The sequence below is a fragment of the Klebsiella sp. K47 genome (genome assembly GCF_051858335.1).
In the GTDB taxonomy this organism is placed as follows: domain Bacteria; phylum Pseudomonadota; class Gammaproteobacteria; order Enterobacterales; family Enterobacteriaceae; genus Klebsiella; species Klebsiella pneumoniae.
The window spans coordinates 61,832-77,375 of record NZ_JBPYUI010000002.1; the positions used below are offsets into that span (position 1 = coordinate 61,832).

Below are 15,544 nucleotides of genomic sequence, written 5' to 3' on the forward strand. Positions count from 1 at the left end.
GATTACGGCGCGGGATTCACCAGCATCTGGCCGATCGAGCCGCGATCGGCAAGCTCCAGCGTCTGGCTCAGATACTGGAACGGGAAGTGCGGCCACGACGGTTGAGCGTAATAGACCAGCAGCTCAACCTGCCCGTCGACCCACACGGTGTCCTTCCAGCCGCGATCTTCCGGGAAAGGAGACGAGCCGTTGACATTACGGATCTGGAACATCACCCCTTCAATATGGAACGACTGTGGGCGGTCGGCGCGCACCGTCCAGCGCTCCCAGGTCCCCTGCTGCGCCGTGATATCGATACGCTGCGGATCCCACAGCTGGCCGTTGATGCCCGGATCGTCGCCAAGGGTGATATCCCGGCTGCGGATCGGCGTACCGGAGAGCAGCTCGGTCGGCAGCAGGCGCACCGGCAGACTGTCGGTCACCAGCGGCAGCAGCCCGGTCGGACGCAGCGTCAGCACCAGCGTGGAGACCAGGATGCTTGACGGTTCAAAAAAACCGCGGATACGGTCGACGATGCTCGCCGCTTCGCCGCAGGTAATGGATACTTCATCGCCGTTAGTCATATCGACCAGAATTTCACGCCGCTCCCCCGGGGCCAGCGATAGCTGCTTGAGCGAAACCGGCGCCGGCAGGAATCCCTGATCGCCGGAAATCACATGCAGCAGTCGGCCATCGCTCATCTGCAGCTGATAGCGCCGGGAGTTGGAAGCGTTCAGCAGGCGCAGGCGCACCCAGCCGCGCGACACTTCAACATAGGGGCTCTGCACGCCGTTAACCAGCAGCGTGTCGCCCACAAAGCCGCCGCTGCCCGGTTCGCTATATTCCGGCGTGCCGAAGTTATCCAGCCGTTTATCCTGAATAATCACCGGGAAGTCATCGACGCCATAGTGGTTAGGGATCGGCAGGTTCTTGCTGACCTCGTCTTCCACCAGCCACATGCCCGCCAGACCGTTGTAAACCTGTTTCGCCATCCGGTTCGGCGTGTTGGCCTGATACCACAGCGTCGCCGCGCTCTGGCGGATAGGCAGCACCGGCGCCCAGTCGGCGTTCGGCGACATCATGCGCGCCGCGCCGCCAATCAGCGGGCCAGGCACCTGCAGACCGCGGATGGTCATCGCCACGTTCTCCGTCAGGCGGTTGCTGTAGATAAGCTTGACGTCGTCTCCGTTCCAGACGCGGATCGTCGGCCCCATATAGCGGCCATTGATCCCCCAGACGGGGGCGCGGGTGCCGGGGGTAAACGACCAGTGGGAACGCTGCAGCGTCAGAAACAGCGGCTGGCCGCGACGAGATTCCAGCAGCGGCGGAACCGGCAGCGCAGGCTGCTGGCCGGCGGCATGGGCCTTCAGCGGCGCGGCGCCAGCGCACAGCGCTACGCCGGAAGCCTTAATAAACTGACGCCGACTGAGTGACATATTAACTCCATGACATACTGACAAATGAAAAAGGGAATTCGTTTCCCGCCAGCAATACGCGCGCGTTGGCGGCGTTTCCTGTCTTATTGCTTTCCAGCCGCTTCGCGCTCGGCCACTTCGTTGTCCAGATCAGCGATTTTGGCGGCCATCAGCTCGCGGCAATGCGTCGCCAGCGCGCGCACGTTGTCTTTACCAAACTGCGTGGTATCTACCGGCGGCAGCATTTCCACAATCACCAGACCGTTGTTCCAGCGATTGAGCTTTATTTTATTCGATGTATTCGAGACACACACCGGAATAATCGGCACCCCAGCGGCAATAGCCGCGTGAAAAGCCCCGGTTTTAAACGGCAGCAGGCCGCGGCCGCGGCTGCGGGTCCCTTCCGGGAACATCCAGAACGAAATTTTACGCTTTTTAAAAGCGTTGACGACTTCGGCAATAGTGCCGTGCGCTTTGGTTCGGTTATTACGGTCAATCAGCAAATTGCCCGTCAGCCAGTACAGTTGGCCAAAGAACGGGATCCACAGCAGGCTCTTTTTACCTACGGTGACCGTCGGAGCCTGCACGATATTCGACGCCGTCACCATATCATAGTTGTTCTGGTGGTTAGCGATGTAGATCGCGTTACCATAGCTTTCCGCGTCGGCGGGTTTGCGTAGCTCTACCTTGAGGCCAAATACCGGAGATAAACGGCCAAACAGATGGCCGAAAGTGGCAACGTGTTTTGGATTACGTGGGCTGAACAAGCAGTACAGACAGCCAAGTACGCACACTACGATGCAATAAATGACCACGAAAATTACTCGAAAAATGAATAGCATAGCTACCTCTAAAACCCAAACCGCTTAGAATTATTCGCTGCTGGCAGAAGGCAGGCTCACAAGTTCTGCGCAGGCCGGGACCGTTCTTCCTGGGTCCCTGATGATGGACATTGTTAATCGCAACGCCTGAATAAACAACGATTTTGCGGCATTTTTTCGTCTCCTCCCGTCAAAGACGGGAGGAGACGCGCTTACTCTTCGCTATCGCCTGCCGCGGCACGACGCGGCGAGTCAATTTCCACGCGGTCAATTTTCTGCAGCCCGCGCATCAGCGAACCGCGGCGGCCGCGCTCGCCGGTGACTTTTTGCAGCTCTTCCGGACGCAGTTTGATCTTCCGTTTGCCGACGTGAATGGTCAGCGTACTCTGCGGCGGCAGAACAAACAGATGTGCCAGACCGTCCTGGCCGGCTGCGGCTTCCGCCGCCGGAATGCTGATAATTTTGTTGCCCTTGCCTTTCGACAGCTGCGGCAGATCGCTGACCGGGAACATCAGCATCCGCCCGGCGGCGGTGATGGCCAGCAGCATATCGGACTCATCCTCAATCACCAGCGGCGGCATCACGTGCGCGTTGTCAGGCAGGGTGATTAGCGCTTTCCCGGCACGGTTGCGCGCCACCAGATCGTTGAAGGTACAGACGAAACCGTAGCCCGCGTCGGAAGCCATCAGCAGTTTCTGATCGTCGCTTTCCATTAGCATATGCTCCACGGTCGCGCCCGGCGGCAGGGTCAGTTTGCCGGTAAGCGGTTCACCCTGGCCACGCGCGGAAGGCAGAGTAATCGGATCGATGGCATAGCTGCGTCCGGTGGTATCGATAAACACCACCGGCTGGTTGCTCTTGCCCTTCGCCGAGGCTTTCCAGCTGTCGCCCGCCTTATAGCTCAAGCCCTGGGCGTCAATGTCGTGTCCTTTGGCGCTGCGCACCCAGCCCATCTGCGACAGAACGATAGTCACCGGCTCAGACGGCAGCATGTCATGCTCGCTCATCGCTTTCGCTTCTTCACGCTCGTGAAGCGGCGAGCGACGGTCGTCGCCGAAGGCATCGGCATCGGCCTGCAGCTCTTTTTTCAGCAGGTTGTTCATCTTACGTTCAGACGCCAGAATCGCCTGCAGCTGGTCGCGCTCTTTTTCCAGCTCGCTCTGCTCGCCGCGGATCTTCATCTCTTCCAGTTTGGCGAGGTGGCGCAGTTTTAATTCCAGAATCGCTTCCGCCTGGGTTTCGCTGATGCCAAAGCGCGACATCAGGGCCGGCTTCGGTTCATCTTCAGTGCGGATGATCTCAATCACTTCATCGATATTAAGAAACGCCACCAGCAAACCTTCGAGGATATGCAGGCGCTTCAGCACTTTCTCTAACCGATGGTTTAGACGGCGACGCACGGTATCGCGACGGAACACCAGCCACTCGCTGAGGATCTCCAGCAGGTTTTTCACCGCCGGGCGGCCGTCAAGGCCGATCATATTGAGGTTGATGCGGTAGCTCTTCTCCAGATCGGTGGTGGCGAACAGGTGGTTCATCACCTGTTCCATATCCACCCGGTTGGAGCGCGGGACAATCACCAGACGGGTCGGGTTTTCGTGGTCCGATTCGTCGCGCAGATCGTCAACCATCGGCAGCTTTTTATTGCGCATCTGCGCCGCAATCTGCTCCAGCACTTTGGCGCCAGAGACCTGATGCGGCAGCGCACTGATCACCACCGCGCCGTCCTCTTTACTCCACACCGCGCGCATGCGCACTGAGCCGCGCCCGTTCTGGTAGATTTTGCGAATTTCCGCCCGCGAGGTGATGATCTCCGCCTCGGTCGGGAAATCCGGCCCCTGTACGATATCCAGCAGTTCGTCGAGGGTGGTTTTCGGCTGCTCAATCAGCGTAATCGCCGCTTTGGCCACTTCCCGCAGGTTGTGCGGAGGAATATCGGTCGCCATGCCTACCGCGATGCCGGTGGTGCCGTTCAGCAGGATGTTCGGCAGACGCGCTGGCAGCATTTTCGGCTCCTGCAGCGTGCCGTCAAAGTTTGGCACCCAGTCGACCGTCCCCTGCCCCAGCTCGCTGAGCAGCAGCTCGGCATACTTCGACAGGCGGGATTCGGTGTAACGCATGGCGGCGAAAGATTTGGGATCGTCCGGCGCCCCCCAGTTTCCCTGACCATCCACCAGCGGATAGCGGTAAGAGAACGGCTGCGCCATCAGCACCATCGCTTCATAGCAGGCGCTGTCGCCGTGCGGGTGATATTTACCCAACACGTCGCCGACGGTGCGGGCGGACTTTTTGAATTTCGCGCTGGCGTTCAGCCCCAGCTCGGACATCGCATAGACGATGCGACGCTGGACCGGTTTTAAGCCATCGCCAATAAACGGTAATGCCCTGTCCATGATCACGTACATGGAGTAGTTCAGGTAAGCATTTTCCGTAAATTCATGCAGCGCAAGGCGCTCTGCCATATCGCTCATTAATCGTGGATCCTCAATCTGGGTACCGACCGTTCGGACGGCAAAACTACCCGCGATAATACCCGATCTCACGCCCTGAGTCACAGGCCGTGAGATTGGCTGAGGATTCCGTCACGCTTAATCAGGCCAGCGGCAGATAAATATCGGTTTGCAGTTCATGCTCAGCCACCTCATGGACAAAATTGAGGTAACGGAAGTACACCGGAAAATCCCGTAACGTCTCGCCTGAAGCGGGTAACCAGTCGCGATAGAGAAACCAAACGCTGTTCGCCAGCGTGTCCAGCGAGCCGTGATGGCGCACGACGGCGCAGCGTCCGCCGGGGATTTCGCCGTTAATCACGCCAAAGGCGTTTTCACCAACCGGCCGATCGACCGTACCGCAGATATCAAAACGAAATGCCTCCTGCGGGGTGGTCTGCGGATCGTCCCAGGCGATCCCCCAGGTATCGCTGGTGGCGACGGGCGATAGTCCGCTCGTCTTACGCCAGGCGATAAAACGCGCGGCGGTGGCGTTGACAAGGTCCGGGCTACCGCGATGTTGCAGTACGGCTATCCGGGTGGAGGGGCACGAAATAATGTTGACGTCCATCGACGTTTGCTCCTGTAGCGTATGTTTCGGTACGCGTCGATGCCACTCGGCCCAGTCCGGTTGTTGACGGAATTGGGTCGGGCTTTGGTCAAACGCGGTACGGAAGGCACGACTGAACGACTCCGCATTCTGAAATCCGGCATCAAGGGCAATATCGATGACTTTATCGCGGGGGTTGAACGCCAGGCGCCAACAGGCGCGTCGCAGACGCAACCACTGAATATACCGGTACAATGGAATGCCGGTATAAGCGCTAAATTGCCGGTGAAAATGGTAAGGCGAACTGTGCGCTATCGCGCTCAGCGTCTCCAACGACAGCGGCTCATCAAGATGGCGCGCAATGTACCTACAGACGCGCTGGAAGCGCCCGACATACGCCGGGCTGGCCTTAATATCGTTCATCGTCTCCTCCTCGCGACATACTCTGACAGAGCGAGGATCGCGATTCCTGACCGATCTTGCGCTTATCCGACGGAGACTTATGGCGCGATTTTACGGATCTGTTTAACGTCGATTTCTACCGAGTTCCAGTCCTTATCGACTTCCCCCTGAATTTCTACTGTGTCCTGCGGGCCGACGGTCACGCCGTTCCAGCGCTTGTGGTCGATATCGACATTGATCACCCCGGAAGCATCCTGGAATTTATACAGGTCATCAGAGATGCGCTCGACGATTTTACCGCGCAGGGTCACCCAGGTGTCATCACGCAGCGACTTGGCGTTCGCCACGGTGGTCACCGCGCCGCTCGGCCCGGTGAAGCCGCCAGCCTGGGTGGTAGTGGTAGTAGACGGTCCGGTGAATCCTCCCTGCCCGGCGGCCAGTACAGGCATGGAAACCAAAGCAATAATCGCGGTCATCGCAGCAATTTTTTTCATCTTATATTCTCCCTTTTGTGTTGGTATGGCTCCTATTACGCCCGACAAAACTTAACGACTTCTTAAGCGGAGAAAAGAAATTTTAATGCTGTACATCACCCGCTTCAACGCGGTTTACTGCGCAAAGAAACGGGATCGTCGGAGGGAAACATGCGCATATTACTGGTGGAAGATGACAAGCTTATCGGCGACGGCATCAAAGCCGGGCTGAGCAAAATGGGCTTTAGCATTGACTGGTTTACCGCCGGGCTGGAGGGCAAAAATGCCTTATACAGCGCCCCCTACGACGCCGCAATCCTTGACCTCACCCTACCCGGCATCGATGGCCTCGATATTCTGCGCGAATGGCGCGATAAAGGCCGCCATGAGCCGGTGCTGATCCTCACCGCCCGCGATGCCCTCAACCAGCGGGTGGAGGGCCTGCGCCTGGGCGCCGATGACTACCTGTGCAAACCTTTCGCCCTGATTGAGGTGGCAGCGCGCCTCGAAGCGTTGATCCGCCGCGCGCACGGCCAGAGCAGCAGCGAACTGCGCCACGGCAAGGTGATCCTCGATCCGAACCGCTTAACCGCCAGCCTCGACGGCGAAAGCCTGGCGCTGAAGCCGAAGGAGTTCGCCCTGCTGGAACTGCTTATGCGCAACGCCGGGCGCGTATTGCCGCGTAAGCTTATCGAGGAAAAGCTCTACACCTGGGACGACGAGGTCTCCAGCAACGCCGTGGAAGTTCACGTCCATCATCTGCGCCGCAAGCTCGGCAGCGACTTTATCCGTACCGTCCACGGCATCGGCTATACCCTGGGTGACGCATGAAACGACTTGCCCGCCTGAGCCTGCGCCTGCGCCTGACGCTGCTGTTTGCCGTACTGACCACCGCCGCCTGGGGAATGGCCAGCGTTATCGCCTGGCAGCAGACCAGCAAAAAGCTGGATAAGCTGTTCGATACCCAGCAGCTGCTGTTCGCTCGCCGCCTGAGCGCCATGCATTTCGATGAACTGCGCGCCCCGCCTGCCTTGCTCGGGGAAAAGAAAAAGGTACGCCACGGGCACATCGACGACGACGCGCTGGCGTTCGCCATCTTCACCCGCGACGGCAAAATGGTGCTTAATGACGGCGAGAACGGAGAGGATATTCAGTGGAATTCGCAGCGCGAGGGATTCAGCGATGGCTATCTGCGTGACGACGATGACGAGTGGCGTTTCCTGTGGTTAACCACCGCCGACGGCCGCTACCGCATCGCCGTCGGCCAGGAGTGGGATTACCGGCGCGAAATGGCGATGGATATCGTGACCTCGCAGCTCACCCCGTGGATGGTTGCCCTGCCGCTGATGTTCGTGCTGCTCATCGTGCTGTTAAGCCGCGAGCTGGCGCCATTGAAAAATCTGGCGCGCACGCTGCGCCTGCGCGCGCCGGACTCGGCGGATTCGCTCAGCGTGGAGAAGATCCCCGCCGAAGTTCGCCCGCTGGTCGAAGCGCTGAATCAGCTGTTCCGACGCACTCACGACGCCATGCTGCGCGAGCGTCGGTTTACCTCTGATGCCGCCCATGAGCTACGCAGCCCGCTGGCGGCGCTGAAGGTGCAGACCGAAGTCGCCCAACTCTCCCTGGACGATCCCGAAGGGCGTGAGAAAGCGTTGGATCAGCTCCACCAGGGGATCGATCGCGCCACCCGACTGGTGGATCAGCTGCTGACGCTGTCGCGGCTGGACTCGCTCGCCCAACTGGATGATGTGCAGCAGGTCGCTATCGCCGATCTGCTGCAGTCGGCAGTGATGGAGATGTATCACCCGGCGCAGCAGTCCGGGATTGAGCTGCGCCTGCATCTTAATGCCAGCCATATCGTCCGCACCGGCCAGCCGCTGCTGCTCAGTCTGCTGGTGCGCAATCTGCTGGATAACGCCGTACGCTATAGCCCTCGCGGCAGCCAGGTCGATATCACGCTCAACGCCCGCGAGTTCCGGGTGCGCGATAACGGCCCAGGCATTAGCCCGCAGGCGCTCTCGCGCATTGGCGAGCGTTTTTATCGTCCGCCGGGGCAGGAGGCGCCGGGCAGCGGCCTGGGCTTGTCGATCGTCCGGCGCATCGCCTCGCTGCACGGCATGCAGGTTGATTTTGCCAACGCGCGCGACGGCGGCTTCGAGGCCCACGTGTACTGGTAGCGAGATTATTGCTCATTTGGCAAAAGACTTTGCACATTTTGCTCATTTTACTGCCCCGCTTCGCGGGGTAAGATCGTCGGCAAATTTTCATATATGAGGGTAAAAAATGAGCAACATCCTGATTATCAATGGGGCGAAAAAGTTCGCGCACTCTAATGGTCAACTGAACGACACCCTGACCGAGGTCGCGGAGAGTTATCTGCGCGACGCCGGGCACGATGTTAAAAGCGTTCGCGCCGAAAGCGAGTACGACGTAAAAGAAGAAGTACAGAATTTCCTGTGGGCCGATGTGGTGATCTGGCAGATGCCGGGCTGGTGGATGGGCGCTCCGTGGACGGTGAAAAAATATATGGATGACGTCTTTACCGAAGGCCACGGCTCGCTGTACGCCAGCGATGGCCGTACCCGCTCCGACGCCAGCAAAAAATATGGCTCCGGCGGCCTGGTGCAGGGGAAAAAATATATGCTTTCTCTGACCTGGAACGCGCCGATGGAAGCCTTCACCGACAAAGACCAGTTCTTCCACGGCGTCGGCGTTGACGGCGTTTACCTGCCGTTCCATAAAGCCAATCAGTTCCTCGGCATGGAGGCATTGCCAACCTTTATCGCCAACGACGTGATAAAAATGCCTGATGTCCCGCGGTATATCGCAGAATATCGCAAGCATCTGGCGGAAATTTTTGGTTAACTAGGGGTCTATGCTCTACATATTTCGAGTTATTGGAACCTGGAGTATGACAAGATCCACACAGAAGGAGTTGAGTTAACCATGTTAACAGTGATTGCAGAAATCCGTACCCGCCCGGGCCAGCACCACCGCCAGGCGGTTCTCGATCAGTTCGCGAAAATTATTCCGACCGTTTTGCAGGAGGCCGGCTGCCACGGCTATGCCCCGCTGGTGGATCATGCCTCCGGCGTCAGCTTCCAGACCACGGCGCCCGACTCTATCGTCATGGTCGAGCAGTGGGAAAGCGTCGCGCATCTTGAAGCACACCTGCAAACCCCGCACATGAAAGCCTGGTCGGAAGCGGTCAAAGGCGATGTGCTGGAGACCACCATCCGTATCCTGCAGGCCGGCGTCTAAGCCCGCCGACGCTGAAACGGAATAAGAAAAGGGAGCCTGAGGCTCCCTTTTACGTCTGGCGCAGCGTGCGGTCTTACACTTCCAGATCCGCCATATCGCCCTTCTCCTGCAGCCAGTTGCGACGATCTTCCGAACGCTTTTTGGCCAGCAGCATATCCATTATCGCCGTGGTCTGCTGCTCGTCCTCATCGCTGATCACCAGCTGCACCAGGCGGCGGGTATTCGGGTCAAGGGTGGTTTCGCGCAGCTGCATCGGGTTCATCTCACCGAGCCCTTTAAAGCGCTGGACGTTTGGCTTGCCCTTCTTGCGCTTTAGCTGCTCCAGCACGCCGGTTTTTTCTTCTTCCGTCAGCGCGTAGTAAACCTCTTTGCCGAGGTCGATACGGTACAGCGGCGGCAGCGCCACGTAGACGTGCCCCTCTTTCACGAGGGTACGGAAATGTCTTACGAACAGCGCGCACAGCAGGGTGGCAATGTGCAGACCATCGGAGTCCGCATCCGCCAGAATACAAATTTTACCGTAGCGCAGCTGGCTTAAATCATCGCTATCCGGGTCAATACCAATCGCCACCGAAATGTCGTGCACTTCTTGCGAAGCTAACACTTCATCGGAGGAGACTTCCCAGGTATTAAGGATCTTGCCCTTCAGCGGCATGATCGCCTGATATTCGCGATCGCGCGCCTGCTTGGCTGAGCCGCCCGCCGAATCCCCTTCGACGAGGAACAGCTCGGTACGGTTCAGATCCTGGGCGGTACAGTCCGCCAGCTTACCCGGCAGCGCCGGACCGCTGGTCAGCTTTTTGCGCACCACTTTTTTGGCGGCGCGCAGACGGCGCTGAGCGCTGGAGATGGCCATCTCCGCCAGCAGCTCCGCGGCCTGCACGTTCTGATTCAGCCACAGGCTGAAGGCGTCCTTCACCACGCCGGAGACGAACGCCGCGCACTGGCGCGACGACAGACGCTCTTTGGTTTGCCCGGCGAACTGCGGATCCTGCATCTTCACCGACAGCACGTACGCGCAGCGATCCCAGATATCTTCCGCTGACAGCTTCACGCCGCGCGGCAGGATATTACGGTACTCGCAGAACTCACGCATCGCGTCGAGCAGCCCCTGACGCAGACCGTTAACGTGCGTCCCGCCCTGCATAGTCGGGATCAGGTTCACGTAGCTTTCGGTCAGCAGTTCGCCGCCTTCCGGCAGCCACAGCAGCGCCCAGTCCACCGCCTCCGTCTCGCCGGAGAAGGCGCCGACGAATGGTTTTTCCGGCAGCAGCGGCAGGCCGTTCACCGCTTCGCTCAGGTAATCGTTCAGGCCATCGGCATAGCACCAGCTCTGCTCGCTGTTGTTCACCTGGTCGCGGAAAACAATTTCCACGCCCGGGCACAGCACCGCTTTCGCTTTTAACAGGTGGGTCAGACGTGAAACGGAAAAGCGCGGGCTGTCGAAGAAGCTTTCGTCCGGCCAGAAATGGACGCTGGTCCCGGTATTGCGTTTGCCGCAGGTGCCGGTGACGTGCAGGTCTTCCACTTTTTCACCATTTTCAAAGGCGATGCTGTAGACCTGACCGTCGCGACGCACGTTGACCTCCACGCGTTTTGACAGGGCGTTGACCACCGAGATCCCCACCCCGTGCAGGCCGCCGGAAAACTGATAGTTTTTATTGGAAAACTTACCGCCCGCATGCAGCCGGCAGAGGATCAGCTCAACCGCCGGCACGCCCTCTTCCGGGTGGATGTCGACCGGCATCCCACGACCATCGTCAATGACCTCCAGGGACTGGTCGGCATGAAGGATAACTTCCACGCGTTTGGCGTGGCCTGCCAGCGCTTCATCCACACTGTTATCAATAACTTCCTGACCAAGATGGTTAGGACGAGTGGTGTCGGTATACATGCCCGGACGGCGGCGCACCGGCTCTAGCCCGGTGAGTACCTCAATGGCATCAGCATTATATGAAGATTGCGTCATGGTGTGTATTCGTAGGTCGTTCAGGGCCGTTTAGCGCAGGCCGAGAAATTCGATAATCTGAGTGAAATGATCGTCAAAGCCGACAAATGCGTGATTACCGCCCTCCTCTACCGTCTGCCGGCAAGAGGCGTAGTAATGAACGGCCTGGCGGTAATCAAGCACTTCATCCCCGGTCTGCTGTAGCAGCCAGAGTAAATCCGGCGCTTCGAGCGGGTCGATTTGCATGACTTTGAGATCGTAAATATGGCGAGACTCTAGCACATATTGCTGCCCGGTGTATGGATTCTCATTGTGGCCGAGAAAATTGTTTAGTAGTTCAAACGGCCGCACCGCCGGGTTAACCACCACCGCCGGCAGCATAAAGCACTGCGAAAGCCAGGTCGCGTAGTAGCCGCCCAGCGACGACCCTACGACCCCCAGCGGCTCGCCGCCGTGCTCCAGCACGATGGACTCCAACAGCTCCGCCGTTTCCGCCGGGTAAGGCGGCAACTCCGGCACCACCATGGTGATCTCAGGATAGTGCTGCGCCAGCCAGGTTTTTAACGCCGTCGCCTTCGCCGAGCGCGGAGAGCTGTTAAAGCCGTGCAGATAAAGGAGCGTCGCCATCAGTAGCCTTCTGAAGCAATATCCGGATGAAACGCGGCGCCTTCCAGGCGGCACACTTCGGTGGTCAGCGTCCCGTCAGGGTGAAGCTCCAGCCAGCGCCAGCCCGGTGACACCGTATCCAGAGTGAAATTGGCACAGTGCGGTTTAAACTGGACGCAGGTCGACGGCGTCGCCATCATGCGCCGGCCATTCCAGTCGAGATCCAGTTCCTGATGAATATGGCCGCACAAAAGATGCTTCACCCGCGGCCAGGCGCTCAACGCGCTGTCCAGCGCGCCGGCGTTGCGCAGACTATGCTGATCCAGCCAGCTGCAGCCGGCCGGCAGCGGATGATGGTGCAGCAGGAGTAAGGTATAGCGCTCCGGCGCCTCCGCCAGCTTATGTTCGAGCCACTCCAGCTGGAAGTCGCTCAGCTCGCCATGGGGAACGCCAAACACCTGGCTGTCGAGCAGCAGGATCTGCCAGCGATCGCCGAGAAACACGCGCTTGGCAGGGGAAATGCCCGCCTCCTGCAGGGTGCTGTACATCGCCGGCTGGAAATCATGGTTGCCCGGTAGCCAGACGCAGGGTGCAGCAAAACTCGCGATGCCCTCAGCAAAATGCTGATAGGCCGCGGAGGAGTGGTCCTGCGCCAGATCGCCTGTTGCGACAATCAGATCGCATGGACGCTGTGAGGCATGAATGGCCGACAGTACGGCCTGATAGCTATCCCAGGTATTGATGCCTAACAACGTTTCATGCTTTTCAGCAAACAGGTGAGTATCAGTAATTTGTAATATCCTGACTCTGGCCTCACCAGCCAGAGGTAGGTTTAACAGGCTTTCCAAATGGTGTCCTTAGGTTTAACGACGCTAACAAACCGGAATCGCCATCGCTCCATGTGCTAAACAGTAACGCAGCCAGTCGGCCAAAAACTGGTTAATTTGATGCTTTTCGTCGCGTTGATGCAACTTTTTATTAGGATAATCATATCGCGCTTTGAAGCGAAAGATCTGCTGACTCGAACACACTTCGGCCACCATGGCGTCATGGTAGAGGCGGACGGTCATCGATGGCAGGCTCCAGTAGCTCACTGCAGGCAGAGTCTGCTCTATTGCCACCAGAGTAGTGTAGCGGGTCGATTCAACTATCGTTAACCGATACTGCGCGCTTCCCACCTGATAGCTTACCTTCTCACCCGCTGCATCCGTTCGCGGCAACAGGCGGCGCAACTGCGCGAAATTGGTCTCGCACAGGCGCATCATCTCAGGGAAGTCAGGTGTATAACGCTTCATTTTGTCCACTCATTTCGTAAATTGTGATAATGCAATTGCAGCCATTGCAAGGCGATGACAGAGGCTGCGTTGTCGATTTTCCCCTCTTCTACCCACTGGTAAGCCTGCTCCCGACTCACCACATGCACCCGAATATCCTCGTTTTCCTCGGCCAGGCCGTGAATGCCTTTTGCCGTCGATGCATCAACTTCTCCCACCAGGATCGATAACCGTTCGCTGGTGCCGCCGGGACTGGCCAGATAGCTTAATATTGGTTTCGTCCGCCCAACTTCAAGCCCGGCCTCCTCCAGCGCTTCCCGACGGGCAACATCTTCCACCGTTTCACCCGCTTCAATCATGCCGGCGACCATCTCCAGCAGCCACGGGCTCTCGCTGGTATCATAGGCGGCGATACGGATTTGTTCGACCAGCACCACTTCGTCGCGCACCGGGTCAAAGGGTAGCAAGACGGCGGCGTGCCCGCGCTCAAAAATTTCACGGGTGATTTCGCGACTCATGCCGCCGTTAAACAGGCGGTGGCGAAAACGGTATAAATCGAGCGAAAAAAAACCACGATATAGCGTTTCGCGTGCAATAATTTCTACATCATTTTTGGAGAAGGTAATTCCCTGCTGCGTGGGTTTGCTCATTGTCATGTCCTGCGAATCTGAAATTAGGGATTTCCAAACCGTTTGGCTACCGTTTTACGGTCCGTATGTTAGATTGGTGCAAATTACCGCCGGATGGCACGTAACGCCAACTTTTTACGGCGGCAGAATCGATACAATCAGCGGAATTTTTCTTAGAATTAGACCAGCGCTAAATGCTTCACAACAAGGAATGCAAATGAAGAAATTGCTCCCCATTCTTATCGGCCTGAGCCTGACCGGGTTCAGCGCCATGAGCCAGGCGGAAAACCTGCTTCAGGTTTACCAGCAGGCACGCATCAGCAACCCCGATCTGCGTAAATCGGCAGCCGATCGTGACGCCGCGTTCGAAAAGATCAACGAAGCGCGCAGTCCATTACTGCCTCAGCTTGGGCTGGGAGCGGATTATACCTATACCAATGGCTATCGCGACAGCAACGGCGTCAACTCTAACGTCACCAGCGGTTCGCTGCAGTTAACGCAGGTTCTGTTTGATATGTCGAAATGGCGCGCCCTGACGCTGCAGGAAAAAACGGCAGGGATTCAGGATGTCACGTATCAGACCGATCAGCAAACACTGATTCTGAATACCGCGACGGCCTATTTTAAAGTGCTGGCCGCCATCGACACGCTCTCCTATACCGAAGCGCAGAAACAGGCTATTTACCGCCAGTTGGATCAAACCACGCAGCGCTTTAACGTAGGCCTGGTGGCGATCACCGACGTACAGAACGCCCGTTCACAATACGATGCCGTGCTGGCGAACGAAGTCACCGCGCGTAACGATCTCGACAACGCCGTCGAAGGACTGCGTCAAGTCACCGGTAATTACTATCCGGAGCTGGCCTCCCTGAACGTGAACGGCTTTAAAACCAACAAGCCGCAGGCGGTCAACGCCCTGCTGAAGGAAGCGGAGAACCGCAACCTGTCGCTGCTGCAGGCGCGTCTGAGCCAGGACCTGGCCCGCGAGCAGATTCGTCAGGCGCAGGACGGCCATTTGCCGACCCTGAACCTTTCCGCCTCTACCGGGGTCTCGAATACGCGTTACAACGGTTCGAAAACCAATACCCCGCTCGCCTACAACGACAGTGATAACGGGCAGAACCAAATCGGCCTGAACTTCTCTCTGCCACTGTATCAGGGCGGCGCGGTGACCTCGCAGGTCAAACAGGCGCAATACAACTTCGTCGGCGCCAGCGAGCAGCTGGAAAGCGCCCACCGCAGCGTCGTGCAGACTGTGCGTTCATCGTTTAACAACGTGAACGCCTCCATCAGCAGCATCAACGCCTACAAACAGGCGGTGGTCTCTGCGCAAAGCTCCCTGGATGCCATGGAAGCTGGCTACTCGGTGGGTACGCGTACTATCGTTGACGTCCTCGACGCCACCACTACGCTGTATAACGCTAAGCAGCAGCTCTCGAATGCGCGCTACAACTACCTGATCAACGAGCTGAACATTAAGTCGGCGTTAGGTACCCTGAACGAGCAGGATCTGGTCGCCCTGAACAACACGCTGGGTAAACCCATCTCCACCTCCGCAGATAGCGTCGCGCCGGAAAATCCGCAACAGGATGCCACCGCTGATGGCTACGGCAACACTACCGCGGCGGTGAAGCCGGCGTCCGCACGGACCACCCAGAGCAGCGGCAGCAATCCGTTCCGTCAGTAATTCTCATACT

15 protein-coding genes are annotated in these 15,544 nt (G+C 58.1%); 5 read left to right on the forward strand and 10 right to left on the reverse strand.

What is annotated here, in order from left to right; genetic code table 11:
• Nucleotides 1-2: 2 nt before the first annotated feature.
• From ftsP to RRF55_RS02065, 5 genes are all read right to left on the reverse strand, one after another.
• Nucleotides 3-1,415 (reverse strand): cell division protein FtsP, encoded by a 1,413-nt coding sequence (gene ftsP, locus RRF55_RS02045; protein ID WP_004144547.1) that lies wholly within the window; start codon nt 1,413-1,415, stop codon nt 3-5.
• Nucleotides 1,416-1,498: 83 nt separating this feature from the next.
• Nucleotides 1,499-2,236: a 1-acylglycerol-3-phosphate O-acyltransferase gene (gene plsC / locus RRF55_RS02050; protein WP_002916826.1), complete on the reverse strand. Its 738-nt coding sequence runs from the start codon at nt 2,234-2,236 to the stop codon at nt 1,499-1,501.
• 191 nt (nt 2,237-2,427) lie between these two features.
• Nucleotides 2,428-4,686 (reverse strand): DNA topoisomerase IV subunit A, encoded by a 2,259-nt coding sequence (gene parC, locus RRF55_RS02055; RefSeq protein ID WP_004181324.1) that lies wholly within the window; start codon nt 4,684-4,686, stop codon nt 2,428-2,430.
• 121 nt (nt 4,687-4,807) lie between these two features.
• Complete coding sequence (locus RRF55_RS02060; protein WP_002916831.1) at nt 4,808-5,677, reverse strand: AraC family transcriptional regulator; 870 nt, start codon at nt 5,675-5,677, stop codon at nt 4,808-4,810.
• A gap of 77 nt (nt 5,678-5,754) precedes the next feature.
• Nucleotides 5,755-6,150, reverse strand: coding sequence for a YgiW/YdeI family stress tolerance OB fold protein (locus RRF55_RS02065; protein ID WP_002916833.1), 396 nt, complete (start codon nt 6,148-6,150; stop codon nt 5,755-5,757).
• A 150-nt stretch (nt 6,151-6,300) separates the two neighbouring features.
• On the opposite strand from RRF55_RS02065, the gene qseB reads away from it, so the two are divergent.
• The 4 genes from qseB (at nt 6,301) to RRF55_RS02085 (ending at nt 9,390) form a co-directional block, all read left to right on the forward strand.
• Complete coding sequence (gene qseB / locus RRF55_RS02070; protein ID WP_015958989.1) at nt 6,301-6,960, forward strand: quorum sensing response regulator transcription factor QseB; 660 nt, start codon at nt 6,301-6,303, stop codon at nt 6,958-6,960.
• Nucleotides 6,957-8,306: a quorum sensing histidine kinase QseC gene (qseC, locus tag RRF55_RS02075; RefSeq protein ID WP_048333140.1), complete on the forward strand. Its 1,350-nt coding sequence runs from the start codon at nt 6,957-6,959 to the stop codon at nt 8,304-8,306. The genes qseB and qseC overlap by 4 nt, the downstream gene beginning before the upstream one ends.
• Before the next feature lie 106 nt (nt 8,307-8,412).
• A complete protein-coding gene (locus tag RRF55_RS02080; RefSeq protein ID WP_002916840.1) occupies nt 8,413-8,994 on the forward strand; it encodes an NAD(P)H-dependent oxidoreductase in 582 nt (193 codons plus the stop codon).
• Nucleotides 8,995-9,075: 81 nt separating this feature from the next.
• On the forward strand, nt 9,076-9,390 hold the full coding sequence (locus tag RRF55_RS02085) for a putative quinol monooxygenase (protein WP_029602349.1): 315 nt from the start codon (nt 9,076-9,078) through the stop codon (nt 9,388-9,390).
• 73 nt (nt 9,391-9,463) lie between these two features.
• On the opposite strand, the gene parE is transcribed toward RRF55_RS02085, so the two are convergent.
• The 5 genes from parE to nudF are packed head-to-tail and all read right to left on the reverse strand — an operon-like array spanning nt 9,464 to nt 13,868.
• On the reverse strand, nt 9,464-11,359 hold the full coding sequence (parE, locus tag RRF55_RS02090) for a DNA topoisomerase IV subunit B (protein ID WP_002916844.1): 1,896 nt from the start codon (nt 11,357-11,359) through the stop codon (nt 9,464-9,466).
• A 30-nt stretch (nt 11,360-11,389) separates the two neighbouring features.
• Nucleotides 11,390-11,965, reverse strand: coding sequence for an esterase YqiA (gene yqiA / locus RRF55_RS02095; RefSeq protein ID WP_002916845.1), 576 nt, complete (start codon nt 11,963-11,965; stop codon nt 11,390-11,392).
• Nucleotides 11,965-12,792: a 3',5'-cyclic-AMP phosphodiesterase gene (gene cpdA, locus RRF55_RS02100; protein ID WP_002916846.1), complete on the reverse strand. Its 828-nt coding sequence runs from the start codon at nt 12,790-12,792 to the stop codon at nt 11,965-11,967. Before cpdA ends, yqiA begins: the two co-directional genes overlap by 1 nt.
• Before the next feature lie 24 nt (nt 12,793-12,816).
• Complete coding sequence (locus RRF55_RS02105) at nt 12,817-13,239, reverse strand: DUF1249 family protein (protein ID WP_002916847.1); 423 nt, start codon at nt 13,237-13,239, stop codon at nt 12,817-12,819.
• Nucleotides 13,236-13,868, reverse strand: a complete 633-nt coding sequence (gene nudF, locus RRF55_RS02110; protein WP_016532683.1) for an ADP-ribose diphosphatase — start codon at nt 13,866-13,868, stop codon at nt 13,236-13,238. The genes RRF55_RS02105 and nudF overlap by 4 nt, the downstream gene beginning before the upstream one ends.
• Nucleotides 13,869-14,064: 196 nt before the next feature.
• Here nudF and tolC point away from each other — a divergent pair, with 196 nt between their 5' ends.
• Complete coding sequence (gene tolC, locus RRF55_RS02115) at nt 14,065-15,534, forward strand: outer membrane channel protein TolC (protein WP_004150921.1); 1,470 nt, start codon at nt 14,065-14,067, stop codon at nt 15,532-15,534.
• The last annotated feature ends 10 nt before the right edge of the window (nt 15,535-15,544 follow it).

Bases quoted from the DNA above. Each gene is read 5' to 3' on its own strand.
- RRF55_RS02105 (WP_002916847.1), bottom strand. From the start codon at position 13,239: ATGAAGCGTTATACACCTGACTTCCCTGAGATGATGCGCCTGTGCGAG.
- parE (WP_002916844.1), bottom strand. From the start codon at position 11,359: ATGACGCAATCTTCATATAATGCTGATGCCATTGAGGTACTCACCGGG.
- plsC (WP_002916826.1), bottom strand. From the start codon at position 2,236: ATGCTATTCATTTTTCGAGTAATTTTCGTGGTCATTTATTGCATCGTA.
- RRF55_RS02060 (WP_002916831.1), bottom strand. From the start codon at position 5,677: ATGAACGATATTAAGGCCAGCCCGGCGTATGTCGGGCGCTTCCAGCGC.
- yqiA (WP_002916845.1), bottom strand. From the start codon at position 11,965: ATGGCGACGCTCCTTTATCTGCACGGCTTTAACAGCTCTCCGCGCTCG.
- RRF55_RS02080 (WP_002916840.1), top strand. From the start codon at position 8,413: ATGAGCAACATCCTGATTATCAATGGGGCGAAAAAGTTCGCGCACTCT.
- RRF55_RS02085 (WP_029602349.1), top strand. From the start codon at position 9,076: ATGTTAACAGTGATTGCAGAAATCCGTACCCGCCCGGGCCAGCACCAC.
- qseB (WP_015958989.1), top strand. From the start codon at position 6,301: ATGCGCATATTACTGGTGGAAGATGACAAGCTTATCGGCGACGGCATC.
- tolC (WP_004150921.1), top strand. From the start codon at position 14,065: ATGAAGAAATTGCTCCCCATTCTTATCGGCCTGAGCCTGACCGGGTTC.
- ftsP (WP_004144547.1), bottom strand. From the start codon at position 1,415: ATGTCACTCAGTCGGCGTCAGTTTATTAAGGCTTCCGGCGTAGCGCTG.
- RRF55_RS02065 (WP_002916833.1), bottom strand. From the start codon at position 6,150: ATGAAAAAAATTGCTGCGATGACCGCGATTATTGCTTTGGTTTCCATG.
- parC (WP_004181324.1), bottom strand. From the start codon at position 4,686: ATGAGCGATATGGCAGAGCGCCTTGCGCTGCATGAATTTACGGAAAAT.
- nudF (WP_016532683.1), bottom strand. From the start codon at position 13,868: ATGAGCAAACCCACGCAGCAGGGAATTACCTTCTCCAAAAATGATGTA.
- qseC (WP_048333140.1), top strand. From the start codon at position 6,957: ATGAAACGACTTGCCCGCCTGAGCCTGCGCCTGCGCCTGACGCTGCTG.